A 25,179-nucleotide genomic window follows, 5' to 3' on the forward strand; every position below is an offset into this window, starting at 1 on the left:
CCGACGCACGATACAATGGTGAAAGAGAATGTATCGAGTCGACCGGGTCGTGCGGCAGCGACGCTCGGCCTCGCAGCCCTGATCGCTGTCGCAGCCACCGGTACCGGACTGGTCGTAGCACAGGCGGCATCTGACGACTCCTTTCCTTGTTCGAGTGGCTGCACGACCGCGACGGATTGGACAGCACCCGCCACCACAGAGGCGACATTCGTCGTCCAGGCCGGCGAGGGTGCGCAGGTCACCGGACGCTACAAGATCAAGAAGGGGCACACGCTCCACATCGGTCCAGGCGAGATCGGCGGCAACGGCGGCGCATCTCAGATCGTCGACAACGGCACTCGTGTGATCGTTGCAGGCGCCGACGGAGGCGACGCGTCCTCGGGAGCACCGGGCGGTAGCGCGGGCTTCGGGCAGGGCGACACGATCGCGTCAGGTATCATCTGGCCTGGGAAATCAGGTTTCGGCGGGAACGATGGAACCGCCACTAGTGGGGGGCCTGGACTAACCGGCGGCGTCATAGGTGACGCGTCCAGCACTTACGCTGGTTCTGGTGGCGGAGGTGGCTTTGGTGGCGGTGGCGGCGGAGGTGGGAACGCTCCCGCATCCGGCGCTGGCGGCATCGGCGGGCAAGGCGGCGTAGCGGGCGAGTCTGGCGGTTATGGGGGCGGAGGAAAGAACTCGTCCGGCAGCGCCGTAAGCTACGGCGGTGTCGGAGGCGGCGGTGTTAACAGCGGCGGCGCGGGTGGTGATGGCGGCGAAAACACCAATCAGGGCAAGGGGGGTGGTGACGGCGGCGGCGGCTACTCAGGTGGTGGTGGCGGCGGCGGGAACGTCCTGGGTGATGGCAGTAATCGGACCCTCGGCGGTGGCGGCGGAAGCAGCTTCGCTGCTTCTGGCGTCGCACAGTCGCAGGCTGTGGAGTCACACACGGGAACCCCGACTGTCACGATGTCGTCGGTCGTTCAGGCGCCCATCTTCTCTGATGACGCGCCTCCCAGCCCCGTTCGCCGGGGAACCGGAGTGTCGTACGAATTCCGCGCCGACGGCATCCCGAGCGGGAACGTCACCTACGGGGTTGAGGGCGACCTGCCGCCGGGTTTGAGCCTGGACCCGCAGACTGGAAAGCTGACCGGGACTGCTGACACCGTCGGCAATTACACGTTCCAGGTGACGGCAACGAATGCCGTCGACACGACTGTTGGCACCGAGCACACCGTCGTGGTGAACGACGCGCCTTCGTTCACGGGGGGTGGACTTGGCGCAGGTGTGGTCGACGATTACTACAACTCGTCGCTGACCGTTGACAGCAATAACGGTGGGGCTCTCAGTATCCAGCTTGGTTCTGGCAACCTCCCACCCGGGCTAAGTCTGGGCGGCGGGTCCGCTGGGAAGGCCACTCTCAGTGGCACCCCCACCACCGCTGGCTCATTCACATTTAGTATCGACGCCGTCAACTCGGTGGATACCACAAACTCTGGAGATCTCACCGTCGTGATCTCTCCAGGCAAGCCCACTTTCACGGCAGCCAGGCCCGAGGATGGTTCTCTGAACACGTCGTATCAGGCATATCAGTTCGAAGCCAACAGCCACGGTGGTGGGGCGCTCACTTATGCCACTTCGTCCGGATCGTTACCGCCGGGTCTGACACTCAGTTCTGGCGGAAAGCTGTCCGGAACGCCGACGGAACTCGGCTCGTTCACTTTCAGGGTTCGCGTGACCAATAGCGCAGGGTCGACGGACACAGGCGACCTAACTGTGAAGATTGGGGCTGTGGCTCCGATATGGCAGTCGGGTGCTCCGACGACGACGGCCACCGTTGGCGTGCCGTACAAGTTTGAGTTGCGGGCGTCCGGCGAGCCAGCTCCGACCTTCTCGGCGTACACCGACGGTGGTGGGGCGATGCCGCCTGGCCTTCAGGTTCAGCAAGAGGCGGACGGCAAATGGTATCTTGCGGGCACGCCCACCACGGCTGGTGTATATGATCACGTCGCGTTCTGGGCGATCAACGATGCGGGCAGTGTGTACGCGCCTCGAAGCGGCTGGTACACGATCACGGTTGGTGCGCCTCCGACATTCACCGCGGATACGCCGGAGGACGGCGTAGTGGACTCCACTTACAGCTATTCGTTTGCTGCGAATTCGAACAACGGCGGGAACGTCACTTATGCGGTCAAGTCGGGAAGTCTGCCGGACGGGTTGGGCCTGACGCTAAATGGAACGTTGTCTGGCACGCCCACCACGGCTGGGTCCTTCCAGTTCACGGTGACGGCAACGAACAGCGCCGGGTCGACAGACTCTGGCGTGATCACCGTGAAGATCGTCGCGGGTGCGCCGACGTTCTCGGCAAAGACGCCGTCTACGACGGCGACGGTGGGAGAGGCTTACTCGACCTACTCATTCACAGCCGTTTCCCACGGCGGCGGCGCGGTCTCCTTCGCGGTGGGCTCTGGAACTCTTCCGACAGGACTGACTCTGGACTCCGGTGGATCGCTGCACGGCACGCCGAGTTCGGCAGGTTCCTTCACGTTCAGTGTGGACGCGACGAACTCGGTCGGGTCCGCCAACAGCGGGGACATCACGATCACGGTTGTTCCGGCTCCGGAGGCGCCGACGTTTACGGCGGATGCTCCGCCGGCGTCGGGGACGGTTGGTGTGGCGTATTCGTATACGTTCAAGGCTGATGGTGTTCCTTCCGGTGGTGTGAGTTATGCGGTGAAGTCGGGGACGTTGCCTGATGGGTTGGCTCTGAACACGAGTTCGGGTGTGTTGTCGGGTACTCCGACGACTCCGGGTGCGCATACGTTTGTTGTTGAGGCGACGAACGCGAAGGGGTCGACGGCGGGTGCGTCGCATACGATCACGGTTGTTCCGGCTCCGGAGGCGCCGACGTTTACGGCGGATGCTCCGCCGGCGTCGGGGACGGTTGGTGTGGCGTATTCGTATACGTTCAAGGCTGATGGTGTTCCTTCCGGTGGTGTGAGTTATGCGGTGAAGTCGGGGACGTTGCCTGATGGGTTGGCTCTGAACACGAGTTCGGGTGTGTTGTCGGGTACTCCGACGACTCCGGGTGCGCATACGTTTGTTGTTGAGGCGACGAACGCGAAGGGGTCGACGGCGGGTGCGTCGCATACGATCACGGTTGTTCCGGCTCCGGAGGCGCCGACGTTTACGGCGGATGCTCCGCCGGCGTCGGGGACGGTTGGTGTGGCGTATTCGTATACGTTCAAGGCTGATGGTGTTCCTTCCGGTGGTGTGAGTTATGCGGTGAAGTCGGGGACGTTGCCTGATGGGTTGGCTCTGAACACGAGTTCGGGTGTGTTGTCGGGTACTCCGACGACTCCGGGTGCGCATACGTTTGTTGTTGAGGCGACGAACGCGAAGGGGTCGACGGCGGGTGCGTCGCATACGATCACGGTTGTTCCGGCTCCGGAGGCGCCGACGTTTACGGCGGATGCTCCGCCGGCGTCGGGGACGGTTGGTGTGGCGTATTCGTATACGTTCAAGGCTGATGGTGTTCCTTCCGGTGGTGTGAGTTATGCGGTGAAGTCGGGGACGTTGCCTGATGGGTTGGCTCTGAACACGAGTTCGGGTGTGTTGTCGGGTACTCCGACGACTCCGGGTGCGCATACGTTTGTTGTTGAGGCGACGAACGCGAAGGGGTCGACGGCGGGTGCGTCGCATACGATCACGGTTGTTCCGGCTCCGGAGGCGCCGACGTTTACGGCGGATGCTCCGCCGGCGTCGGGGACGGTTGGTGTGGCGTATTCGTATACGTTCAAGGCTGATGGTGTTCCTTCCGGTGGTGTGAGTTATGCGGTGAAGTCGGGGACGTTGCCTGATGGGTTGGCTCTGAACACGAGTTCGGGTGTGTTGTCGGGTACTCCGACGACTCCGGGTGCGCATACGTTTGTTGTTGAGGCGACGAACGCGAAGGGGTCGACGGCGGGCGCGTCGCATACGATCACGGTTGGGGTTCCGATGCCGGTCGTGAGTGGTGATGACGGCGGCGATCCCGCGACCGTGGATGGAAAGGACGGAATCCCGGGTGCGACCATCACGATCCGGGAGGCCCCTGCGGACGGTTCGAGGGCGATTGGTGACGAGTTGGGCAGCAACACGGTTAGATCGGATGGCACCTGGAGTGTGTTGCTGACACGGAATCCGGATACGTCAACAATGACGGTGACCCAAACCTTTGACGGGGTGACTTCCGATCCGCGGGACTACGCCTTCGATCTGAACGGCCCCGTCATCGATCCTGCAGTTGCGGCGATGCTTGCCATTCCGGGGATCTTCATCGGTGTCGGGGTGTATCGGAGACGGCGGGCGTCTGCCTGAGCGCAACTCGCGAACAAACTGGGGAGGCCGTGCGCACGCGCGGCCTCCCTTAGCGCGACCACAGCGTTAGCGGTCGCGGGCGATCGTGCTCCTGTAGTGCGTCGTGTTCGCGGAAGCGGGGGTGGAGTTCGTCGGCATCTCGGCGGGCGAGACGGCGAACCTGGAGAAGGGGCGTGAGGAACGTTCTGGTGACAGGTTGACCTGCCCCACGGATTAGGTTCCAGTTTCGGTGGCTAACTGGTGGCCTGATCCGGAAGGCTCATCCTCATGCCCCGTCCTATCCGCAGGAGTTCCGCGCTCTCGAACTGGATCCGCCAGGATGACATCGACAATGGCGGCCGGCCCGGTGTCCCGTCGTCGGAGTCGGCTGAGCTGCGGGCCGCGAAGCGCGTCAGCGAGCGGACGGTGCACAAGCTGATGCGTCGTGCCTGCATCTATGGGCTCCCCGGGCCGACCCACACCAAACGACTCCGAGGCGTCGTCACGGCCGATGATCTCGTGAACCGGAAGTTCGCCAGGCCTCGCCCGAACGAGCTCTGGGTCACGGACATCACGCAGCACCGCACGCGCGAGGCTGGGTCTACTGCGCCGCGGTACTCGACGCCTACAGTCGCCGCATCATCGGCTGGTCCATCGACTTCAAGCATGGCTGGTACACGTATCGCGGCTGCATTCTCGATGATGGCGACTGCGCTGGCGATCGCACGGTAGGTGAATCTGAGCTCGAAGTGACCGCCACCTGTACGCACCGAGGGCTTCCTGGATGATGCGCTCGTCAATGAAGGGCGAGAGGCCGGGGTGAAAGAGCACATCGCGACAGTTTTGGAGCAGACTCTCAGATAGCCGTGCTGCTGCCAGCCCCGGGGGCGTAGTCCATTCACCCGTCGTGTCACCCAGGTTGCGTGGTTTGGATAGTCGGCGTCGAGTGATTGCTGCGACGGAGACGTTCCGTCGTTTCGCGACGCTGAAGGAGAAGAACGTATGTTCGCTATCGCAAACAAGCGCATGGTCGCCGGTCTCGCTGCTGGAATTGCCGCCGCGGGCGCTGTCGTGGCGGCGTTGGCCATCGGTAATGCGGCAACAGCCATGCCAGCTGAGAACCCCGGATGCGCGAATACTGAGGTCTCCATCACAGCGGGAGATGCCAACGGTGCCGCGGGGACCCTGAGGGTCCCGCTAACCATCACGAACACCGGCAGCGTGACCTGCTCGATCGCGGGAGCGCTCCAGGTTCGCGGGGTTGTCTATGGTGCAGGGGAGCATATGGTTGGGCGGCCGGCGACCGCGACGAGCGAAGCACTCGAGAGGGTCACCGTGCTGAAGCCGCGCCAGTCAGCCGTCGCTACGCTGCAAATCACCGACGGGGCCAACTTCCCCGGCGAATCCGTACCTGTCGACGGATTCAACGTCTCCCTCCCCAGCGATCGCGGTAACCCGTCCTTCATCCGCTTTGTGGCCTCCGCACCGAGGACAGGATCCTGGCTGCGCATCGAGGAACTCCAGCAGACGAAGTAGCAGGGACACTACCTGACGATCCGGCCGCGCCGACCCAACGGGCGAAGTGGGAAACCGACCCGCGCATCGGAAGCGCGGGACGATGACCGCGAGCTCCTGCGGCGTCATCGGCCTCGGCGAGCTGTCGCCAGCGGCTGCTCCGATCGGTCGGGCGCCGGCAGTTGAGGTTCGACCCGCGACAAGAGTTGGCGTCCCCGCATCGCGCGGTCGGCCCTTCGCCGGCACAACAACAGCCCAAAGCGAGAAGATCGCCACGTTTGCGGGCTAATGGGAGGGTGAGTTTCGGGATGCTGAGGATGCCCGAGTCTGCTCAGGTCTGCGCTCGGGCGCATTATGACCATGCGGGCATGAATCCGCGACCGGAACAGTCGAAAGGAAGAACAATGGGCGTCTTTGATGACTTGGAGCGCAAAGCAGAGGACCTTCTGAAGGGCAGTTCTGCGCAGGATTCTTCCCACGACGAAGACGCACCTGGTGAGCAGAAGGAACGCGGCATCAACAAGGTCCTGGATGGTGTGGCGGATGCAGCAAATCACGCCACGCGAGGAGCTTACGAGAAGCAGATCGACGGTGCCCGCGACACCATCGAGAAGAAGCTCGGTGGCAAGTAAGAACGACGCGTTCGCTCGACGATACGCCCTGCCGCACGATGCGCAGGGCGTGTCGTGGTCAAGAGGTGGGGCGCGTCGTGGCCGCAGCGTTTGAAAGGCGGCTCGGGGCAGGCCTGCCCCGAGCCGCCGTCTGAAAGCCGGCCGGTGCTACGAAGCACGGTAACGGCATATCCTTCGCAACTGTCCACCGGCCCCGCAAGTGGAGTTTCCGCGATGAGGTTTGAACGAAAGGGCAACGTGGCCGTCTTTCGGATTCTGTGGTCTCGCAGGTCTCAGCGACATAAGCGCCTATTCTCATCGGGCCAAAGCGACGAGCACGTCAAAGAGCTCAGTGCACTGGCCCGCGCTGACCGCCTCCCGGGGCTGCATGCAGCCTGACGCCCCGTGGCGGGTTGTGGGGGAAATCTCATACTGATGGCCGATGTGCGCAAGTCTTAAGAGGCGTCTGCTGGGGAGCATGAATACTGCAACCATGGGGAAGATGGCTTTTTGCGTCGCGGTTGCCGGTCTGGCCGCTATCGGATTGGCGGGGTGTGGGAGCGGGAGCGACCGGGCCTACCCGAACGCGATGGCCTATCCGAGCTCCGTAACCTATACGGCGTGGGCGGAGAACGGCACGATCAGTGAGGTGACCTACTACCTCATCCACGGCATGGACGGCGCCATGCAGCTCAGCGACAACCCCGAGTCCGAAACCTGGGCGCTCAGCGTCGACGGGGGCTCGGCCCCTTCCCTCACAGTCGTCCCGGAGCCCGGTGCAGCTGCCCACTGCATCATCAGCTCACCGTCCACAGAACGAATTACCGCCATCACGCACGGCGAACCAGGACAAACCATCACCTGCGCAACCCGGGAAGTCCGTCAATCTGAGTGAGGACCGCGCGACGGCGCGGATGTCAGCAGTCGCGGCAAGACCTGAGTGCTGCGATGGTTGTCAGGTCTGGGCGAGCGTGATTCGAGGCAGCGTTGGACGAGATGCTTCGATACAACCTGACCGCGCCGCGAAACCACAGACACACCGCCGGCCGGGCGTAGGTACGGTTTCTCAAGGACGACGGTGCACGAGAGTCCTATGCGACGGAGATCGCCTACCGTCAGCCCAGATGGCCGGAGATTCAGGCCGAAGCCGGCGTACTCGAGGGGTGCCCCGTTCCGCCGCAGCATGCGCAGGGCGCCGAAGCGGGCGGTTGATTTCGGCGAGATCCGGGTTGTGCTGGCTGTGCACAGCAACATACTTCCAGGCCCACCCCACGGGCAGGCCAGATCAGGATGTCACCTAGTTTTAGTGCCCAGGCAGGTTGTTGAGAGCAGTGTGATGGGCGGGATCTTGCCGACGGCTGTGTGGGGTCGGTGCTGATTGCAGTGATGCAGCCATTGCGGGAGGGCGGCGCGGCGGGCTGATTCGGTGTTGTAGTGCCGGTTGTAGGCCCAGCTGTCGCTCATGGTGCGGCGGACACGTTCGATCTTGCCGTTGGTCTGCGGGCGTCTTGGACGGGTGAATCTCGGTCGGATGCCGAGGTCGACGCAAGCGTGCCGCCAGGCGTGTGATCTGTAGGCAGATCCGCTATCTGAGAGGACTCGTTCGACGGTGACGCCGCGGTCGGCGAACCAGGACACCGCTCGCTTCAGGACGCCGATCGCGGTTGCTGCGGTCTCGTCGTCGTGGATCTCGGCATAGGCGACGCGGGAGTGGTCATCGATCACGGTATGAACGAACGCGTGCCCCATCGGCACGCCACGATGTTTGCTCCGATCCGTTCCCGGTGTACTCGCCCGGTTCTTAAGCTGTTGGAACGTCCGATGAATCGCCAGCCGCCGCCATCGGGGATGTTGCCGAGCTTTTTCACATCAACGTGGATCAGCGACCCCGGATAGTCGTGTTCGTAGCGGCGGGCCGGCTCCCCGGTCTTCACATCGACATGCGTGAGCCGGTTGAGGTGACAGCGCACCAGCACCGCGTGAAGGGTCGACGCAGGCAGGCCCAGACATCCGGCGATCTGCACCGGCCCCAGACGCTTCTTGATCCGCAGGTGCACGATCTTCTTCACCAGCAGCTGCGGCGTCCGGTTCGGATGCGCATGCGGACGCGAGGACCGAGCCGCCATCCAGTCCGGGCCGAGCTCGACGGAACGGCGCGCCCATTTCGCCGCTGTCGGCCACGAGACCCGGAACTAGTCCGCCGCCGCAGCGACCGACCAGACATCATCGTTGATCAGCCGCGCCACGCGCAGCCTTTGTCGCGGCGTCAAGCCGCATTACCGTGAGACACGAGAACCTCCAGGTCTTCGAGCGGTTGTCTTAGCAACTCCCACTCTGCCTGGAGGTTCTCGCTATGTCACGGATGCCAAATCAAACAACGTCCCTGGGCACTACATCTAGTCGTGCAGCAGTCCCTGTTCGAACTCTCTAAGGGGTGATCGCGTTTGATTGGGTGCGTTGTGCGCCGAAGGCTTGAACTACGGCTTGACCGTCAACGGTGCGCTTGGTTCGGGCGCTAAAGGAACCGTCTTCGGACGCTCGAACGCGGCCTCCCTCGAGATCGAACCAGCCTCCTCGAGGGTCATTTGTGGTCTTTATGACGCTTCCCGGTTCGGCCCATCCCGTGATCGTGATCCATCCATCGGCTCCACGCACAGCCGAAACCAATACGGCGGCTGGGGTGATCGCGTTTGATTGGGTGCGTTGTGCGCCGAAGGCTTGGACTACGGCTTGACCGTCAACGGTGCGCTTGGTTCGGGCGCTAAAGGAACCGTCTTCGGACGCTCGAACGCGGCCTCCCTCGAGATCGAACCAGCCTCCTCGAGGGTCATTTGTGGTCTTTATGACGCTTCCCGGTTCGGCCCATCCCGTGATCGTGATCCATCCATCGGCTCCACGCACAGCCGAAACCAATACGGCGGCTGGGGTGATCGCGTTTGATTGGGTGCGTTGTGCGCCGAAGGCTTGGACTACGGCTTGACCGTCAACGGTGCGCTTGGTTCGGGCGCTAAAGGAACCGTCTTCGGACGCTCGAACGCGGCCTCCCTCGAGATCGAACCAGCCTCCTCGAGGGTCATTTGTGGTCTTTATGACGCTTCCCGGTTCGGCCCATCCCGTGATCGTGATCCATCCATCGGCTCCACGCACAGCCGAAACCAATCCCGTCGCCGGCTCGGTTGCGGTCTCCACGATCCAATCTTTTACGCGCGCGAGTGACATGTAGTACGCGCTGCTGCCACCGCCCGTAGACAGGACACCGACGACCTTGTCGTTGATGATGAACGGCCCCCCGGAGTCTCCATGCTGAGTGTGATCAGGCTCGCCCGTGACCTTGATGGCCATGCCACCGTGACCACCGCCACCGTTGGGTGCGAAACCGGTCACTCTCATGGCAGCGCGCTTCAGTACGTTCGCCCCCGCGTATCCTTCCGCGAAGCCCTGATCATTCTGTTCGGGTTGATAGTCCAGGTTGAGCGCCGCATATGACGCGAGGGGATGTCGTCTTGCTAAGTGCAGAAGGGCAATATCACCAGCACCAATTGGCTTTCCACCGTCGGTCTGCTGCTCGCTCGGATAGTAGACGTGGTCGACGGCCAGCCCCTCACCCGGCGTATTGTTCTGATCCATCGTGCTTGGATAAACGGCCACGCTCTTTGAGGAGTCCGTGCAATGACGAGCCGTCAGAACCCATGATGCAGATATCTGTTCTGCGGTGCACGACGCTGAGTAACCGGAGTATGACGCCCACGTCTTTGCTGCCCATGCTGTCGGAGGCGCCAAAACGCCGCCAGTGATGTCTTCGGACGGCGGCAGTAGGTCCCCGGATGGCGGGGCAGCCTCGATTGCGGGCAGGGGACTCGCCATCACTGGAGGAGCAAGAAGCGCCCCAGCGAGCAACGGTGCGAATCCGGCTGCAGCGAGGACGGCAGCAATGCGATACTTCATGCCGCGATGATGGACCATCAAGGCGAAGTTCCATCGGGAAATCCGATGGAACAGTAAAAGTTCACCCGCCAGCCTGAAGGCCTCGACGCCAGAACGAGAGTCGAAACGAATGGGCTACCGGTAGATCTGAGTGGAGCGCCCGGTGTTAGTTTCTGGGAGAGCCCGACCTACGGCCGACAGCCTCCACCCGCGGCGGACGAGCGATTCGTGACGATGTCCCCCGGTGGCAAAAGTTCGAGCGTTGGTCTTGCGCGAGAGTGCCCGTTCAACGCGAGTTGCTCTGGCAGTGTGCCGGGTGTGTGTCGTCTGAGCACCCATCGTCACACCGGCCGATTATCGTGCGAGCCTGCGTCAACGCACTCGTGGGCGCGTGTCTGCGGGCCCGCTGACGCCAATACATACCCGTCGCTTACGGAGATCAGGTTCGGTGAAACATCGATACGCATCCGCGCGAGCATGCCGATCAATGTCACGAGGGCGGGGGCATCTGAAGACGACGTCTGCAACACCACGGTCTCGCGTACCATCGGGTCGACCAGGCTTTCCCCGAACACGGAGACGACCCACTCCTGTGTGTCGGCGCGATCGTCCACGCGTTTGAATTGGGTCAGCAGAACTGATTCGATTTCCTCGCTCGTCAGGCTAGACAGGTCGCGCGCCCACACCGCGCCCTGATACCTACGCGGACATCCTGCCTCTCGGGTGATTTCCATCATTCCCACGAGGACCTCCTTGTCATTCCTACTAGCGGCGGGGGGATAACCCACCCCTGCATTCGCCGTTGCTCTCTCGCGTCCACCTGGGCCGAGGCCGGCCCGCATCCGTCCTGGGTATCTCACCCGTCGTCCACTGGTGCCGCCTATGGTCAAGATCTTGTGCCGGATGCGCCCCCTAATCGGCCGTCGTGATGCTGCGAAGTGCGCATGCGGTCGCGGTGATCACAGTCACGCTGGCGAGGGCGAGGATGAACACGAGTTCATGTTCCTCGGGGAAAGGGGCGGCCATGATGGCAGAGGAAATGGTGAATGTGATCAAGGCCACCGTCAGGGCGACCAGCGCCCACACGGACGGGCAAATCCGGCGCGTTCGCATCAGGGTTCCCTGCTCGCAGACCTGGCCAGCGGGGCGACGCGCACGGATTGTGGGGATGCCATTTGCGGAAGTTGTGCTGCCAGCATGTTCGACAGGGCGGCGATCGGATCGTCGCCATTTCGCACGTGGCCGATGTATTGGCCACCGATATATACCTGGAGGAAGTTCGTGCAGTGTCGCGGATCCTGCTTGGTCCAATCGAATACGTGACCAGTACTCGCCACGCAACGGTATTCATACTTGCCCGCAGGAGTGATCGCGGCGGCCGGAGTCGCCAACCCGAGAGTCCCGGCCACCACAAGAGCGACAAGCCCGGCAGCACCCGTTGTCACCTGGGAACGCATCTCAGGTGCCCTCCTTCGCCGCTGGCCCAGCCGCCCGGTTCGCTCTCAGCCGGGCTGTCAACTCCCTCCCTTGCACGCTGCCGCCGAGAGAAGGACCCACCACGACGGCGTTCTCCCGGCGCCCGATCAGCTGTCCGCGGGCATCCCGCCCACGAGCACTTCGATTCTTTTGATTCCGACGACCTGTTGTGTTCATAAATCCACGTTAGAAACCCACACCTACGACACGCATCAACGCACAGACCCACACGCGCTCAGACCCCGGTACCAACTCGGGAGTTACGAGAAGGACGTGGGACTGCTTCTGGGGAACGGTCCACGCGTTCCATCGCCCGCAATAGTGGTGGGGTGAATTCATATGTTCTCGCTGTACATGGGCGGGTGCACCGGGTGGCAGCGGTTGGAATGCCCATGTGAGCAAAGGAGCACACATGAAGAGCACAATCCTTGGGCGGCTACTGGGCGGGGTCAGCGCACTCACGTTGGGACTCTCCATCTACGCCCTATTGAACGTACTGTCACTCAACGGACTATCGCGTCTGCCAATCCGAGCCCTGGACGCGACCATTCATGCCGTAGAAGTCGCGGTCAATAGCGGTAGCGGAGTCAGTCTTGGGGGATGGACGGACTCGTTCGCCGCCGATTTCCTATCCGCTCTCTGAGGAGTCCCACACACGGAACCGTCCCAACGCTCGACGCATCAATACGCGTAGACACAAACAGGCGTGTCCGTGTTGTGGGTAGCAAATGAAGATCACCGACCATGCCGACAAAGTCAGCAACGCCGGCGGCAGAGAGATCCCCGCTTGGGAAGCTCTGGAAACTGACGCTGTTGATGGACGCGGCGAGATGTCCCGCGCTGAGGTAAATCCCGTAGCTGAATCCAGGGCGAACGCAACCGGGAAGCGACCGCCACCCGGCTGGGCAGCAGAAACCACCGTTACGAGCCCCGGCTGGGTACCGCGTTCGTCCACACGGTCGTCGATGACCACTCGCGCGTCGCCTACGCCGAGATCCACTCGGACGAGAAAGCACAGACCGCGATCGATGTGCTCCACCGTGCTGTCTCTTGGTTTGCCGGCCGCGGCGTCAGCGTCGAACGCGTCCTCTCGGACAATGGTTCTGCCTACAAGTCCCACGCCTGGCGCGACGCCTGCGCGGAACGGGGGATCACGGCAAAGAAGACCCGCCCCCAACAGGCCGCAAACCAACGGCAAGGTCGAACGCTTCCACCGCACCCTCGCCGACGGCTGAGCATACGCGAGACTCTATCCCTCAGAAACCGCAAGGCGAGAAGCCCTTCCCGGCTGGCTGCACTTCTACAATCATCACAGGCACCACTCCACCATCGGAGCCCCACCCATTAGCAGGATCGAAAACAACCTCCCTGGGCATCACACCTAGGGCGTGTCTCCTAACCGTTGTTGTGGTCGTGGTGCAGGCTGGGCGTTGTGTCGCGGTCTCGGGTGTTGTCGGATTCTCAGTGGGAGCGGATCGCGTCGTTGATGCCGGCCCCGTCGCCGAAGGGCGGTCGCCCGTTCGGTGATCATCGTTTGGTGGTCGAGGCCATCATTTGGCGGTATCGGACCGGGATTCCGTGGCGGGATCTGCCGGCGGAGTTCGGTCCCTGGCAGACGGTCTGGAAGCGTCACAACCGATTCAGTCACGACGGCACCTGGGACCGGGTGCATGCTGCGCTGTTGACTGAGGCCGACGCGGCCGGGGTGCTGGATTGGACGGTGAGCGTGGATTCCACGATCAACCGAGCCCACCAGCATGCGACCACCTTCGCCCGTGTCGAGGAGCCCGCGGGCCGCCGCCCCACCAACACCCCAGGGGGCACGATCGAATCACAAGAATCTTCGTCAGGAACCCGCTGACCACGCGATCGGCCGCTCGCGTGGCGGCCTGTCGACGAAGATCCACCAACTCGTCGATGGCAACGGACTCCCGCTTGTCGTGCTCCTCACGCCGGGCCAGTCCGGTGATTCGCCGATGTTTGACGCCTTGATGGGACAGCTCCGAGTAGATCGAATGGGTCGAGCTCGCACCCGGCCCGACGCCGTCCGCGGCGACAAAGCGTATTCATCACGCGCAATCCGCTCCCACCTCCGCCGACGCGGTATCGCGGCAGTCATCCCCGAACCCGACGATCAGAAGCGACACCGCCTCAACCGCGGCAGCGCGGGCGGCAGACCACCCCGATTCGACGCGATCAACTACCGAGGACGGAACGTCATCGAACGCGGCTTCTGCGACACCAAGCAATGGCGAGGCCTCGCCACCCGCTACGACAACCTCGCCGTCACCTACCGGGGAGCAGTCGTCCTCCGCGCAATCACACTCTGGCTCAAACGGTTAGAAGACACGCCCTAGGTGTACTGTCCAGGGAGGTTGGTTAACCGGGTGATGGGTGGTTGCTGGCCGGCCCGCGTCTGGTTAGGGAGCTGATAATTCGGCAGTGTTCGCTGGACCAGCGACGATGCCGGTGTTGGGGGAATTCGGTGGTCGCCGCTATGCGAACGCGAGTGCGTCGGGTGGTCTTGCACGAGATCTTTGAGTGGGCTTCGCGAGCGAAGGCTCGAGTAGACGATCAGGGACAAGAAGCCAGCGTAGCGGGAATCGGCACCCGGGACGTGTGACTGAAATCGGCAAAGCGGTACCTCGGTTGGCCGATGTCCGCCCCTGGTCGGATTTGGACTGGTCTCCTAGAAGCGACTCTGGAGTAGACAGTCTGAGCCTGGCCTCACAAGTACCACCGCACCGAAATGTGTGTGGGTACGAGGGCTCACTTCGCAGCGAACTAAAGGAGAAGCACTTGAAGAATAGACGCGTCCTCTTATCGGCGACGGTTGTTGCTATCGCGACGTTCTGTATTGTCACGGTTGCGGGCCCCGCCATTGCTGGAGAGGAGGGGCCGTCCGATCGGCATTCCCGCATTGTTGGCGGAACGGAAGCTGGCGACGGAGAGTATCCGTTCATGGCCGAAATCTACGACAAGGCCACTCATCGACATATCTGTGGCGGGGCTCTTATCAACAAGGGGATGGTAATTACCGCGGCGCATTGTCTGGAGGGATACGAACCCGCAGAACTGGCGGTGGCCGTCGGGCGGACCGACCGCTCCGACTCTGGACAAGGCCAAGACTTCGGGGTGGTGGAGACTCGGCTACACCCTCGCTTCACGGAGGGGGAAACCAGCCGAGGTTATGACGTTGGCTGGTTGTGGATGGACGGTCTCGCTGAAGGTGTCCAGCCAGTATCGTTTCCCACGTCCGGAACAGACGCTCTGCTTGCTCCGGGTTCCGAAGCCACGGTGACTGGGTGGGGTGTCCAGGGCCAAGATCAAGTGAACTTCCCCGATCGGCTCCGCAAAGTTGATGTCCCAATCCTCAGTTCGGCGGAGTGCGCTGTTAATGGTGCAGGCTTCAACAAACTGACGGATCTCTGTGCGGGCGTAGCAGGCAAGAGCTTCGGCGGCGGCGACAGCGGTGGGCCGCTCTTCAAGGTTATCGATGGACAGGTATTTCAGATCGGGATCGTCTCGCGTAGCCTCGGATATGCGCAACAAGGAGCGCCAGGCGTCTATACGTCGACGAGCTCGAGGGAATTGTGGGTTCCGGTATTCACTGCGGATACGCCGCCGGAGAACGCTTCGGTCGGAATGGCCTTTGAGTATACGTTCAAAGCGGATAAGATCCTTGCCCGCTCAGTGAAGTACTCGTTCACGGAAGGAAGCCGTGTTCCTTCTGGACTGAAGCTGAACCCTGATACAGGCGTCCTTTCGGGCGCGCCCGATGCTACGAATGTAAACGGCATCTTCGAGTTCAGCGTCGCCGCGACCTCGGACGCGGGGACAACGGAAGGTGCGCGACACCGCATCGCAATACTCCCGACCCAGTGACGGCTTAGCCGTCTCTGGGGAGGATGAAGCCGCGAAGAAGGCGCTTCAACTAGCCTTGGAGCCGGATGGTTGATCCCAGGGTTTGCCTTGGGTTCAACCATCCGGCGCTACTGTCGTGAACTGTTGCGGTCGTGGCGGAACTGGCAGACGCGGGGCACTCAAACTGCTCTCCCTCCGGGGGTGCGGGTTCGATTCCCGCCGACCGCACCCAGGTGGGTTGTCCGAGCGGCCTAAGGAGCCAGTCTTGAAAACTGGTGAACAGCAATGTTCCCTGGGTTCGAATCCCAGACCCACCGCGGCAAGACCTGGGGTGGTAGCTCAGCCGGTCAGAGCAGCGGACTCATAATCCGTCGGTCGCGGGTTCAAACCCCGCCCACCCCACAACCGAACATGTGAAGAAAACCCAGCCCGGGTGTAGCTCGGCTTGGCGAGAGCGCCCGCTTTGGGAGCGGAAAGTCGCAGGTTCACACCCTGCCACCCCAACCACCGGCAGAACGTCGGCACAATCCGCCTTGGTGTAACGGCAGCACGACAGCCTTTGGAGCTGTGAGGTCCAGGTTCGAATCCTGGAGGCGGAGCACAACACACAGACCATCAACCCGCCCGCCGCGGACCCTTCCACTCTCATCCGCGGTACCAGTCGAACGGCGAACCCAAAGAACGGCCCGATGAGAACAGGAGCTGCACAGGCAACAGTGCGCACAGTACATGCACTGCTCCAATCGCCCGCCATCGCCTACGTGACTGATCTGGCTCTCGTGATCTTGTCACTGTTCTGTGGCTCCGGGTTGTCAGAGTTATCTGCCCCCAGGGGCGCGGGTCAGTGAAGGTGCGGGTCCATGGAAACCTGCGCCAACCACCCCGGCTCGATCACGATCTCTGCCTGACGAACACGGCCGTAATCGCGGAGGCCAGGGCTTTGCCGAGCACGCGCCCGTCCCGATGGGCCAGGCGATCGGCGGCTCCTGCGGGGTGACGGTCAACGCGCCGCTGATACAGAGCCCGGGGCGCGCACTGGCCGGTCACGCCCGGCTAAAGGGTACACGGCCCCGTGCACAGCAACTGCCTTGAGGTGGAACTGAGGTTGCCGTGTTTTCTTGGCTGATCGCCGAGCGACTACCGAGGACGAGCTGCTCGATCTGGGACAGAGTCATTGCGATGGCGTTGACGTCCCACCCATGTGGTACTTCGTTTCACGTATCCAGTCTTCAATTGTCAGCGCGAGTTCTGTTGCGCCGGCTTGGGAGAGGTGGATGCCGTCGTGGAGCATAATCCGCGGGGCGGAGGGTAGCTCGGCCAGGAGGGTCAATCTCTCATACACTGGCAGGACGGTGACACCGACGCTCGCGGCGACCTCGATGATGGTCCGGTTAGTGGCCGTTAGGTCGGCGGTAGTGGCTGAATTCCCTAGAGGAGGAATTGTGCACACGGCGATGTGCCTGGGGTATTGTCGCGTTAGAGTTTGAAGGAGTCGCTCAAGTTCGATTCGGGTGGTTTTGTGAGACGGGCGACGGGTGAGTCGCTTTATGATTCGGATTACCGCGCGTCGCCAGAGGTTGAGGTGTGTCCATAAAGTGTCGTTCGTGCCGGCCAGGATCAAAATATGTGTGCAGTCTGACCTCTGCATGGAAGACGCGCGACGCCGCACGTTCGTCATGTGGTCGCCATCGATTCCGTAGTTGGTGATACTGGCGCTTGGTCCCAGACTGTGGCGTAAGAGGTTGACCCAAGAGGCACTCTTGCGGCCTTTGGTTATGCTGTCGCCGAATGCGGCGAGTTGGATGGGTGAACTCATCTGGTCTTTCCTGCTGTCAGGTTTTCGACTCGGCTCGAGAGGATTGTTGCCGCGGTGCGTGCGAAGGATGCTGTGAGGTGGTTGTCGTCTCGGTAGACGGGAATGCCGCCTATGACAGCGTGGCACTGTGTGTCGCAGACGAGGTCTGACGTCGGCACGAGAGGGAGTCCAAGTTGTGTAGCAAGGGGCGCGGACTCGTGGTCGGTGAGCGGGCCACGTCGAAGAAGCGGCAGTGTAGGTAGGGATGCGGTAGATATGCGTGGCGAGGAACATGGGTCGGTGTCTTGGGTTGTCTTTGATATGCATGCGGGGACGTTTACGCCTGGGTCAGGTGTGTCTTGCATGATGAGAGTAGGTGTGGTGTCTTTAAGCCAACTTGCGATGAACCGTGAGCTCGCTTGCACGACGGCGGTGGAGGCTTCTTCTTCGGTGAGGTTAGGCAGCTTTGAGAGATACTCCTGGACATACAGCCCCATTCGGGCACCGTAGACGATGACGTCGATGTCATTACGTTCACGCAGAGCGTCGGCGACGTGGGCAGACCAGGCCCGACATGCACCATCGGTCGCATCTTGCAGACGGGTCCCGTCTACATTTGAAGCGAGGCAGCCACCGTGAAAGTACACTTCCACATTCCATCGCCGTTGAGGAGCGACCGCCAGAAGCGCATCGGCCCATTGCGCAGCGTGCGAGTCGCCCACAATGGCGATGGTGCGAGTGGCGTTGGGTTGATTCCATCGGCAGTGCTTGCTGAGGATCTCTGCGCCGATGAGCTCCTGAGCGCAGCCGTCAATGAAGGGCATGCTCCCCTCGACGATGCCGACATCCGATGCGGCAAGGGCGGCGTCGAGGCCTTCGAGCACTGAAAACTTGTTCCCGCAGTCTGGGTTGCGTATTGCTGGCGCCCCAATGCACGAAGAGCTGGCACTGCTTTCGCTGATGAAGCTCCGATACTCGTTCATTCGGGCCTGCTCGATACCGAAAGTGGCAATGCTTGCGCCGATCACCGTCACGCCGAGGGCGGCGATCGTTAGGAGGGCCCGTGCATGTTTAGTCAGAGGCTTCCTCATGCGTTTGCTCCCCAGAAACGACGTTCAACAAACCGATGTGTGAGTTCAGCCAAGATCAACGACACCCCCAGGGCCGCGACGAGAAGTAAGGGCGAGGCTGGGACGGGAAGAGCGGACGTGAACGTCGCCACGAGTAGTGGTGCGAGAATGAGCACGGGCCAATGCCACAGATAGATGGCGTAAGAGCGGATTGCTACATAACCGGCAACGCGGTTGCTGCACACCTTTGTCAGTGCTGGACCGAGGCTGCGAGCTCCCGCGGCGATGAAGAGTGTCGCACCACTAACCGGAGCGAGCGCGACCCACCCAGGAAACGCCATGGACGGTGTGATGAACAACACACTCAACACAAGTAGCGCAGCACCGGAAACAGCCAACCATGGGCCCAACCTCGTGTTCGGGCGAGGCAGAAAGCAGAGTGCAGCGCCTGCTAGGAACTCCCAAACACGAACGCCCGTGTTGAAGTACGCACCCGCCGGATCCGTCACCGAGAGGACTACCGAGAGTGCAAAGGAAGCGCCCGCGAGGGCTCCGAGCAGGAGGAAAAGACGCCCGCGCGAGACCCGGACAATTCCAGCAGCCGCGATCACCGCGCAGAAAACGAGCGGAAGAATGACATAGAACTGTTCCTCCGTCGACAGCGACCAAAAATGCTCGAGCGCAGTGGGGGGAGCTCCGGCGGTCAGGTAGTCAACCGACTGAAACACCAATGCCCAATTCTGGACGAAAAACAGGGAAGAGACCTGCTGGACAGCCGTCTGGTGGCGGTCCGCCACCGGCACCAGAATCGGGGTAAGGACGGCGACCACAGCGATCACTGTCAATGCTGACGGCAACAAGCGGGCCGCTCGACGCATCCAGAAGCTACGAAGATTGATCCGCCCCTCGGCGTCAATCTGACGAAGGAGGTGCGTGGTGATCAGGAAACCAGAAATTACAAAGAAGACATCGACCCCAACGAATCCGCCCGGAAGCGCTTCAGGCCAGTAGTGGTAGGTAACGACCGCACCAATAGCAAAGACCCTGAGGGCGGTAATCTCAACTCGATGACCGGTCACTCCAGCAATTGAGCCAGCAGCGACAAGTTGCCCCAGCCCACCACGCCGCCTCGCAGAAATGGCCGGTGTGGCTGGGGTCACACGGGATGCGTGTTCGGTCGAATAGGTCATAACCCCAGTCGACAGGAGCGCTTACCTCATGTCGCGGGTACCTTCACGAAATTGAGGGTATACCCCGCACTACCTTTATGATCGAGAACAGGGTAACTGAGGTTAAAGCGATCGGTCAGCGGTCTAGGTCTCTGAGGTACATAAGAACTGCGCGCACCCGCCGGTGCCCCTGCTCATCGCCCGTGAGTTGAAACTTACCGAAAATGTTCCCTATGTGCTTGGCCACCGCCGCCTCAGACACGTAGAGCCTTCCCGCGATCTCCGCATTGGAGGCACCTTCGGCCATAGCTTGCAGCACCTCGCGTTCACGCGGGCTGAGCGAGTCAAGGGGGGAAGACTCCCGAGAGGGCAGAAGCTGCTGAACGACCGTTGGATCGATTACAGTCCCCCCGGACCGAACCAGTTCCACACTCGCCAGAAACTCGGCCACACGACCTATACGTGACTTGAGGAGATAACCAACACCACCAGAACCATCTCCTAAGAGCTCCGGCAAGTAGGCTTCTGCGACGAACTCCGACAGAACAAGAACAGGCAGGCCAGGAAAGTCACGGCGGATCGTTAATGCGGCGTCAAGGCCATCCATCGGCGTGCTGGAGGGCATGCGGACATCGGTAACAACGATGTCGGCCCCATCGCCTTTGTCGAACGCAGTTCTTACCGTAGCCAAGAGTTCGGGGGCATCTTTCGCGGTCGAGACTGTGTGGCCATGCCGTTCGAATATCGCAACAAGACCATCGCGGAGAAGCACTGCGTCGTCGGCGAGAATAATATGCATTGCCGGCTAAGTCTAAGGTGATCGTGTCTCGGATTCGTCTGTCGCTAGCGGCAATTCAAGTTCCACGACAGTTGGGCCGGCGGCAGGGCTATCTACTCGCATGCAACCGCCGACCGAATGCGCCCGGGCGGCGAGGCCTCGCAAGCCCGTCCCGCACAAAGGATCTGCGCCACCAATCCCATCGTCAACGACTGAGACGTAAAGCGTTTCTGGACGTGAAGAGATTGTAATGTTCACGTTTGTTGCGCGGGCGTGGCGGTTGATGTTGGAGATGCTCTCACTCACCACGTAGAAGGCACAAGCTTCGATTTGTGGCGTCAAACGTTCCTCGAGGGAGGATCGGATGTGCACTGTGAGCGGAGAAAACCGTACCAGGTCCCGAACCGCCTCCGTGAGCCCCCGGTCAATTAGCACAGCCGGGTGAATACCTCGCATCACGGCACGCAAATCATCGAGTGCTGACTCAATCGCGGTGTGAGCGGCATCGAGCGCCTTATCTAGGCCAGAGGTAGGGACACCACTGGCGCGGAGGTCGGCAGCTTCCAACTCAGCAGCACCAACGAGCAGCGCCGCCGTGACGCACCTCTGTTGGACACCATCATGAAGGTTTCGGCCAATCTCGTCACGTTGACGATCCAGAGCAGCAGCCAAGTGAGCCCGAGAATCAGTGAGCGCTCGAACTTGCGCTTCAAGCTCTTCGGGTCGTGCTGAAAGCAGCATCCTGGTCACGGATGTCTCAACCAGGACTAGAAACCCAACGGCATATGCGCCAACCGCGAAGGAAGTCGCGACGAACAAGAACACCAGCACAATGCCTGTTCCATCGGTGATCCACACAGCATGGTTAAACGGCAGGGGCACCCCCGGAGGTTGCGCCACCCCCGTCTCTGCGAGCTGGTGCTGATAGAACACCACTTGTCCAGGAAGGAACAACGTGAAGAACAGATAAATAGGCGGCACCAAAACCGCGAAACCCTGAGCTATCCCCGACGTGACCGATACCAGAAGTGCGGCGGTATCGCGCCAGGTGGCTGGTTCCCTATAACGAAGCGATACCCAGCTGGAAAGCCGTCCCCCAGTAAACGGGTCGTGTCCGGAAGAAACTCTCCGAAGCTGGAGCACACGTCCCCGACGCCGTTCCATCCGCGCAAAACCAACAGCGATGAGCGGCACAAACGGTAGCCCCACAATCAGTAGCGGAATGATCAGCACCGTTCTCGCAACGCTGACCACGCTGAAGCCAGCAGCCCGCCATGGCCACGAACTCACCAAGAAGCGTCGACTTGCAAGAGCTTTCCCCAAACTCCCGAGTCTCGAAAATCGTTGGTGACTATTGCCGGAATGGACACACCTCATGGTCACCAGGCTACGAAATCGATCCACGGAAGACACTCACGCTGAACATAACCGTCAGGTAGAGACAGCACTACCCGCACGCCACGGGCGGGAGCCCGGCCCGTGGATGCGGGGATCGGTCCCGCCCGCGCCAACACCACGGCGAAGACGTTGGTTGACCTACCCTGCGATGCACCGTCCGATCGACTCGATCACCGACCACTGAGCATCCGAAAGCAACCGAAACCGCGACACCCGTCAAGACTCGCAGCCGGCACCCCCAACGTTTGTCAGACACACCTAGGGCGTGTCTCCTAACCGTTGTTGTGGTCGTGGTGCAGGCTGGGCGTTGTGTCGCGGTCTCGGGTGTTGTCGGATTCTCAGTGGGAGCGGATCGCGTCGTTGATGCCGGCCCCGTCGCCGAAGGGCGGTCGCCCGTTCGGTGATCATCGTTTGGTGGTCGAGGCCATCATTTGGCGGTATCGGACCGGGATTCCGTGGCGGGATCTGCCGGCGGAGTTCGGTCCCTGGCAGACGGTCTGGAAGCGTCACAACCGATTCAGTCACGACGGCACCTGGGACCGGGTGCATGCTGCGCTGTTGACTGAGGCCGACGCGGCCGGGGTGCTGGATTGGACGGTGAGCGTGGATTCCACGATCAACCGAGCCCACCAGCATGCGACCACCTTCGCCCGTGTCGAGGAGCCCGCGGGCCGCCGCCCCACCAACACCCCAGGGGGCACGATCGAATCACAAGAATCTTCGTCAGGAACCCGCTGACCACGCGATCGGCCGCTCGCGTGGCGGCCTGTCGACGAAGATCCACCAACTCGTCGATGGCAACGGACTCCCGCTTGTCGTGCTCCTCACGCCGGGCCAGTCCGGTGATTCGCCGATGTTTGACGCCTTGATGGGACAGCTCCGAGTAGATCGAATGGGTCGAGCTCGCACCCGGCCCGACGCCGTCCGCGGCGACAAAGCGTATTCATCACGCGCAATCCGCTCCCACCTCCGCCGACGCGGTATCGCGGCAGTCATCCCCGAACCCGACGATCAGAAGCGACACCGCCTCAACCGCGGCAGCGCGGGCGGCAGACCACCCCGATTCGACGCGATCAACTACCGAGGACGGAACGTCATCGAACGCGGCTTCTGCGACACCAAGCAATGGCGAGGCCTCGCCACCCGCTACGACAACCTCGCCGTCACCTACCGGGGAGCAGTCGTCCTCCGCGCAATCACACTCTGGCTCAAACGGTTAGAAGACACGCCCTAGGCGCACCGGTTGAGCACAGCTGAGCAGGAGCGCTCACTACGGTCTGGGGCGTTTCGCCTACCTCCACACGAGCGCCGCAACGATGATCGCGACACCCGCACCGGAACCGAATTCGGAATCATCCCCGCACTCGAAGCCAAAACATGGCGAACCAACATGATCGAAGCCGAACGACGCGGACACATCTGGGGCACCCGCGACCCGGGCTAAACCCCAACCAGGAACAGCGCGGCCCGCGAAGCGATCGCTGGACAAGGCCGCGGTTGCCGCACCTATAGGACACCCACACGGTGACCTCTATGTCGGCTCCTCCGCATGCTCACATCGAGTGCCAGATCATAACCATCGCAGCGAGTCCGCAAGCGGGGTCGGATCAGCCTGCGAGCCTCACATTTCGAGCCGGGTGATTGCAGAGGATGTCAGAGGGTGAAAAATCTGGACCACCGACCACGCAGCCTATTTGGTCGAGGAGTGCAACGAGATCGTTGTGAGCCGCAGGTGGAGTGGCGTATGCAATGAGTTGCTCGACACATCCGGCCTCCACCACTTAAATCAAACGTAATTCATTTAAGTGGTTGCACGGATGCCCTGCGCTTGCCTACTTGCTTAGCTCAGAACCACAACGTTCGTTTTGGAGGTTCAATGAGTTCCGCTCCTGTGGCCAAGGCCAATTCGCCCAAATTCGTAATGAAACTGTCGGCGACCGCAGTGCTGGCTCTAGCAGTTGGCATGACCGCCGCTATCCCACCGGCCGCGGCTGTTTCATCGGGGACACGATGCGGGTTTGCGACTATGGTCGCGGTCCGAGGCACCTCGGAGCCAGCCGGCACTGGCCTGAGCAACGGTGGACGCACATACGCATCCGGGGGAGTGGGCTCAACTGTCGGGCAGATCGTTGGGTACGCCAATCGAGAGCCCAACGTCCCTATCTACACAGAAGGGCTGGTGTATCCGGCTGCCGTCTATGAGGATCCAGGCACCACATACATCTCAAGCGTCAACGAGGGAATCACGAACCTCCATGCCGAAATCGAGAACCTCGCCTCAACCTGCCCGAGCACAAACATCCTGCTTGCCGGATACTCGCAAGGCGCCCATGTCATCGACGCCGTCCTTTCGAAGGACCACCCACCCGCATTTCCGGTCGCGCCGCTATCCACCAATGCGCGTGCGCACATCAAAGCAGTTGCGCTCGTCGCCAGTCCCACCTTCCGATCCGGACAACCTTGGAATGCCGCAGGATCGGGCACTTTGGATGGGATGTTCCCCGACCCATCGGGGAGCCTGAGCGACTGGACCGCACTGCAATGGAACTCGGACTATTCCGGCCAAACGTATCAACCGATCGTTCGTTCCTGGTGCTTTGCAGGCGACGCATTCTGTCAAGGAATGTGGCCCGAAGGCATGGATATCCACGCAAGCTACGCCTCGTCGGAGGTCCCCATGGACGCGTGGCTGTTCATCAAATCCTGGATCACAACAGACGACAAGAAGAAACTGGTCCCGTGACCAGACCAGCGTCTCGCACGAGTCGAGGTATCGATGTGGCGACAGCGATCATCCTCGCCGTCACATCGGTCCTCCTCTCTGTCGTGCTGTCTTTCGGGGTGGCTCTGCAGCAGATGGGAGTAGCAGCCTGTGCACCGCAATCGCGGTGTGACGTTGGAGCGCTGGAGGTGACCGCGTTCATCACTCCCCTTGCGGGAGTGGTCGGAGTCGTATTCGTTGCGGTCATGCTCGCCCTCCGGATTGGACGGAAACGGTTGTGGTGGATCCCGCTACCCGCGATCGGGCTCACCCTGGCCGCCTTCATCGCAGCAACACTCATCACCGCGAATCTCCTGCCCTGACCCAGCATCGGATCGGTGCGAGCGGGAACTGGACCGGGACTTGCGCTTGCACCCGGCGCGGGCGGTCGTCGACGACCTGCTCCCGAGCGGGCGCTGATCGGCGGGCAGCACCGCCCCCCACGCTCCGCATCCTGTGGTCAGGGGGAGCATCCGACATTTGAGGGAGCGATCCACACGA

15 protein-coding genes, 4 tRNA genes and 5 pseudogenes are annotated in these 25,179 nt (G+C 61.8%); 15 read left to right on the top strand and 9 right to left on the bottom strand.

All coding sequences use genetic code 11. The features are described from left to right. The first annotated feature begins 15 nt into the window (after nucleotides 1–15). From IT072_RS02985 to IT072_RS03005, 5 genes and pseudogenes are all read left to right on the top strand, one after another. On the top strand, nucleotides 16–4,338 hold the full coding sequence (locus IT072_RS02985) for a beta strand repeat-containing protein (protein ID WP_263282059.1): 4,323 nt from the start codon (nucleotides 16–18) through the stop codon (nucleotides 4,336–4,338). 414 nt (nucleotides 4,339–4,752) lie between these two features. Then, nucleotides 4,753–4,982: pseudogene (locus IT072_RS02990) on the top strand (DDE-type integrase/transposase/recombinase); the annotation flags it as partial. A gap of 337 nt (nucleotides 4,983–5,319) precedes the next feature. Beyond that, complete coding sequence (locus IT072_RS02995; protein ID WP_223359336.1) at nucleotides 5,320–5,853, top strand: DUF4232 domain-containing protein; 534 nt, start codon at nucleotides 5,320–5,322, stop codon at nucleotides 5,851–5,853. A 383-nt stretch (nucleotides 5,854–6,236) separates the two neighbouring features. Beyond that, the gene (locus IT072_RS03000; protein ID WP_223359338.1) at nucleotides 6,237–6,464 is read left to right on the top strand and encodes an antitoxin; all 228 of its coding nucleotides are present in this window, start codon (nucleotides 6,237–6,239) and stop codon (nucleotides 6,462–6,464) included. A 457-nt stretch (nucleotides 6,465–6,921) separates the two neighbouring features. Further along, nucleotides 6,922–7,338 (top strand): hypothetical protein, encoded by a 417-nt coding sequence (locus tag IT072_RS03005; protein ID WP_223359339.1) that lies wholly within the window; start codon nucleotides 6,922–6,924, stop codon nucleotides 7,336–7,338. 398 nt (nucleotides 7,339–7,736) lie between these two features. On the opposite strand, the pseudogene IT072_RS03010 reads toward IT072_RS03005, so the two are convergent. The 4 genes and pseudogenes from IT072_RS03010 to IT072_RS03025 all read right to left on the bottom strand — a co-directional run bounded on the left by IT072_RS03010 (nucleotide 7,737) and on the right by IT072_RS03025 (nucleotide 11,480). Beyond that, nucleotides 7,737–8,733, bottom strand: a pseudogene (locus tag IT072_RS03010) (IS481 family transposase). 137 nt (nucleotides 8,734–8,870) lie between these two features. Beyond that, nucleotides 8,871–10,406, bottom strand: a complete 1,536-nt coding sequence (locus IT072_RS03015; RefSeq protein ID WP_327058934.1) for a trypsin-like serine protease — start codon at nucleotides 10,404–10,406, stop codon at nucleotides 8,871–8,873. A 302-nt stretch (nucleotides 10,407–10,708) separates the two neighbouring features. Further along, complete coding sequence (locus IT072_RS03020) at nucleotides 10,709–11,110, bottom strand: hypothetical protein (protein WP_223359340.1); 402 nt, start codon at nucleotides 11,108–11,110, stop codon at nucleotides 10,709–10,711. A gap of 169 nt (nucleotides 11,111–11,279) precedes the next feature. Further along, on the bottom strand, nucleotides 11,280–11,480 hold the full coding sequence (locus tag IT072_RS03025) for a hypothetical protein (protein ID WP_223359341.1): 201 nt from the start codon (nucleotides 11,478–11,480) through the stop codon (nucleotides 11,280–11,282). A 1,228-nt stretch (nucleotides 11,481–12,708) separates the two neighbouring features. Here IT072_RS03025 and IT072_RS03030 point away from each other — a divergent pair. The 7 genes and pseudogenes from IT072_RS03030 to IT072_RS03060 form a co-directional block, all read left to right on the top strand. Then, nucleotides 12,709–13,228 (top strand): annotated as a pseudogene (locus tag IT072_RS03030) (DDE-type integrase/transposase/recombinase); the annotation flags it as partial. Nucleotides 13,229–13,275: 47 nt separating this feature from the next. After that, nucleotides 13,276–14,200, top strand: a pseudogene (locus tag IT072_RS03035) (IS5 family transposase). A gap of 394 nt (nucleotides 14,201–14,594) precedes the next feature. Then, nucleotides 14,595–15,728, top strand: coding sequence for a trypsin-like serine protease (locus tag IT072_RS03040; protein WP_223359343.1), 1,134 nt, complete (start codon nucleotides 14,595–14,597; stop codon nucleotides 15,726–15,728). 125 nt (nucleotides 15,729–15,853) lie between these two features. Further along, a tRNA-Leu gene (locus tag IT072_RS03045) sits at nucleotides 15,854–15,935 on the top strand. A 4-nt stretch (nucleotides 15,936–15,939) separates the two neighbouring features. Further along, nucleotides 15,940–16,024, top strand: a tRNA-Ser gene (locus IT072_RS03050). A gap of 11 nt (nucleotides 16,025–16,035) precedes the next feature. Next, a tRNA-Ile gene (locus tag IT072_RS03055) sits at nucleotides 16,036–16,109 on the top strand. A 125-nt stretch (nucleotides 16,110–16,234) separates the two neighbouring features. Continuing rightward, nucleotides 16,235–16,306: transfer RNA gene (locus tag IT072_RS03060), tRNA-Gln, on the top strand. Nucleotides 16,307–16,878: 572 nt separating this feature from the next. On the opposite strand, the gene IT072_RS21375 is transcribed toward IT072_RS03060, so the two are convergent. The 5 genes from IT072_RS21375 to IT072_RS03085 all read right to left on the bottom strand — a co-directional run bounded on the left by IT072_RS21375 (nucleotide 16,879) and on the right by IT072_RS03085 (nucleotide 21,896). Continuing rightward, nucleotides 16,879–17,523 (bottom strand): SGNH/GDSL hydrolase family protein, encoded by a 645-nt coding sequence (locus tag IT072_RS21375; protein WP_223359344.1) that lies wholly within the window; start codon nucleotides 17,521–17,523, stop codon nucleotides 16,879–16,881. Continuing rightward, nucleotides 17,520–18,593 (bottom strand): SGNH hydrolase domain-containing protein, encoded by a 1,074-nt coding sequence (locus IT072_RS03070; protein ID WP_223359345.1) that lies wholly within the window; start codon nucleotides 18,591–18,593, stop codon nucleotides 17,520–17,522. Before IT072_RS03070 ends, IT072_RS21375 begins: the two co-directional genes overlap by 4 nt. Continuing rightward, nucleotides 18,590–19,762: an acyltransferase family protein gene (locus tag IT072_RS03075; protein ID WP_223359346.1), complete on the bottom strand. Its 1,173-nt coding sequence runs from the start codon at nucleotides 19,760–19,762 to the stop codon at nucleotides 18,590–18,592. The genes IT072_RS03070 and IT072_RS03075 overlap by 4 nt, the downstream gene beginning before the upstream one ends. Nucleotides 19,763–19,877: 115 nt before the next feature. Continuing rightward, nucleotides 19,878–20,540 (bottom strand): response regulator transcription factor, encoded by a 663-nt coding sequence (locus tag IT072_RS03080; protein ID WP_223359348.1) that lies wholly within the window; start codon nucleotides 20,538–20,540, stop codon nucleotides 19,878–19,880. Between the two features lie 12 nt (nucleotides 20,541–20,552). Further along, complete coding sequence (locus tag IT072_RS03085; protein WP_223359349.1) at nucleotides 20,553–21,896, bottom strand: sensor histidine kinase; 1,344 nt, start codon at nucleotides 21,894–21,896, stop codon at nucleotides 20,553–20,555. A 330-nt stretch (nucleotides 21,897–22,226) separates the two neighbouring features. On the opposite strand from IT072_RS03085, the pseudogene IT072_RS03090 reads away from it, so the two are divergent. The 3 genes and pseudogenes from IT072_RS03090 (at nucleotide 22,227) to IT072_RS03100 (ending at nucleotide 25,001) form a co-directional block, all read left to right on the top strand. Beyond that, nucleotides 22,227–23,151, top strand: a pseudogene (locus IT072_RS03090) (IS5 family transposase). A 792-nt stretch (nucleotides 23,152–23,943) separates the two neighbouring features. Continuing rightward, nucleotides 23,944–24,660 (top strand): cutinase family protein, encoded by a 717-nt coding sequence (locus IT072_RS03095; protein WP_223360890.1) that lies wholly within the window; start codon nucleotides 23,944–23,946, stop codon nucleotides 24,658–24,660. A 167-nt stretch (nucleotides 24,661–24,827) separates the two neighbouring features. Continuing rightward, complete coding sequence (locus IT072_RS03100) at nucleotides 24,828–25,001, top strand: hypothetical protein (protein WP_223359350.1); 174 nt, start codon at nucleotides 24,828–24,830, stop codon at nucleotides 24,999–25,001. Nucleotides 25,002–25,179: the final 178 nt, after the last annotated feature.

It is taken from the genome of Leifsonia sp. ZF2019 (genome assembly GCF_019924635.1).
In the GTDB taxonomy this organism is placed as follows: domain Bacteria; phylum Actinomycetota; class Actinomycetes; order Actinomycetales; family Microbacteriaceae; genus Leifsonia.

What these genes read in the sequence shown, in the direction of transcription:
- IT072_RS02985 (WP_263282059.1), top strand. Translation starts at nt 16, where the DNA reads ATGGTGAAAGAGAATGTATCGAGTCGACCGGGTCGTGCGGCAGCGACG.
- IT072_RS02995 (WP_223359336.1), top strand. Translation starts at nt 5,320, where the DNA reads ATGTTCGCTATCGCAAACAAGCGCATGGTCGCCGGTCTCGCTGCTGGA.
- IT072_RS03000 (WP_223359338.1), top strand. Translation starts at nt 6,237, where the DNA reads ATGGGCGTCTTTGATGACTTGGAGCGCAAAGCAGAGGACCTTCTGAAG.
- IT072_RS03005 (WP_223359339.1), top strand. Translation starts at nt 6,922, where the DNA reads ATGAATACTGCAACCATGGGGAAGATGGCTTTTTGCGTCGCGGTTGCC.
- IT072_RS03015 (WP_327058934.1), bottom strand. Translation starts at nt 10,406, where the DNA reads ATGGTCCATCATCGCGGCATGAAGTATCGCATTGCTGCCGTCCTCGCT.
- IT072_RS03025 (WP_223359341.1), bottom strand. Translation starts at nt 11,480, where the DNA reads ATGCGAACGCGCCGGATTTGCCCGTCCGTGTGGGCGCTGGTCGCCCTG.
- IT072_RS21375 (WP_223359344.1), bottom strand. Translation starts at nt 17,523, where the DNA reads ATGAGTTCACCCATCCAACTCGCCGCATTCGGCGACAGCATAACCAAA.
- IT072_RS03070 (WP_223359345.1), bottom strand. Translation starts at nt 18,593, where the DNA reads ATGAGGAAGCCTCTGACTAAACATGCACGGGCCCTCCTAACGATCGCC.
- IT072_RS03075 (WP_223359346.1), bottom strand. Translation starts at nt 19,762, where the DNA reads ATGACCTATTCGACCGAACACGCATCCCGTGTGACCCCAGCCACACCG.
- IT072_RS03080 (WP_223359348.1), bottom strand. Translation starts at nt 20,540, where the DNA reads ATGCATATTATTCTCGCCGACGACGCAGTGCTTCTCCGCGATGGTCTT.
- IT072_RS03085 (WP_223359349.1), bottom strand. Translation starts at nt 21,896, where the DNA reads ATGAGGTGTGTCCATTCCGGCAATAGTCACCAACGATTTTCGAGACTC.
- IT072_RS03095 (WP_223360890.1), top strand. Translation starts at nt 23,944, where the DNA reads ATGGTCGCGGTCCGAGGCACCTCGGAGCCAGCCGGCACTGGCCTGAGC.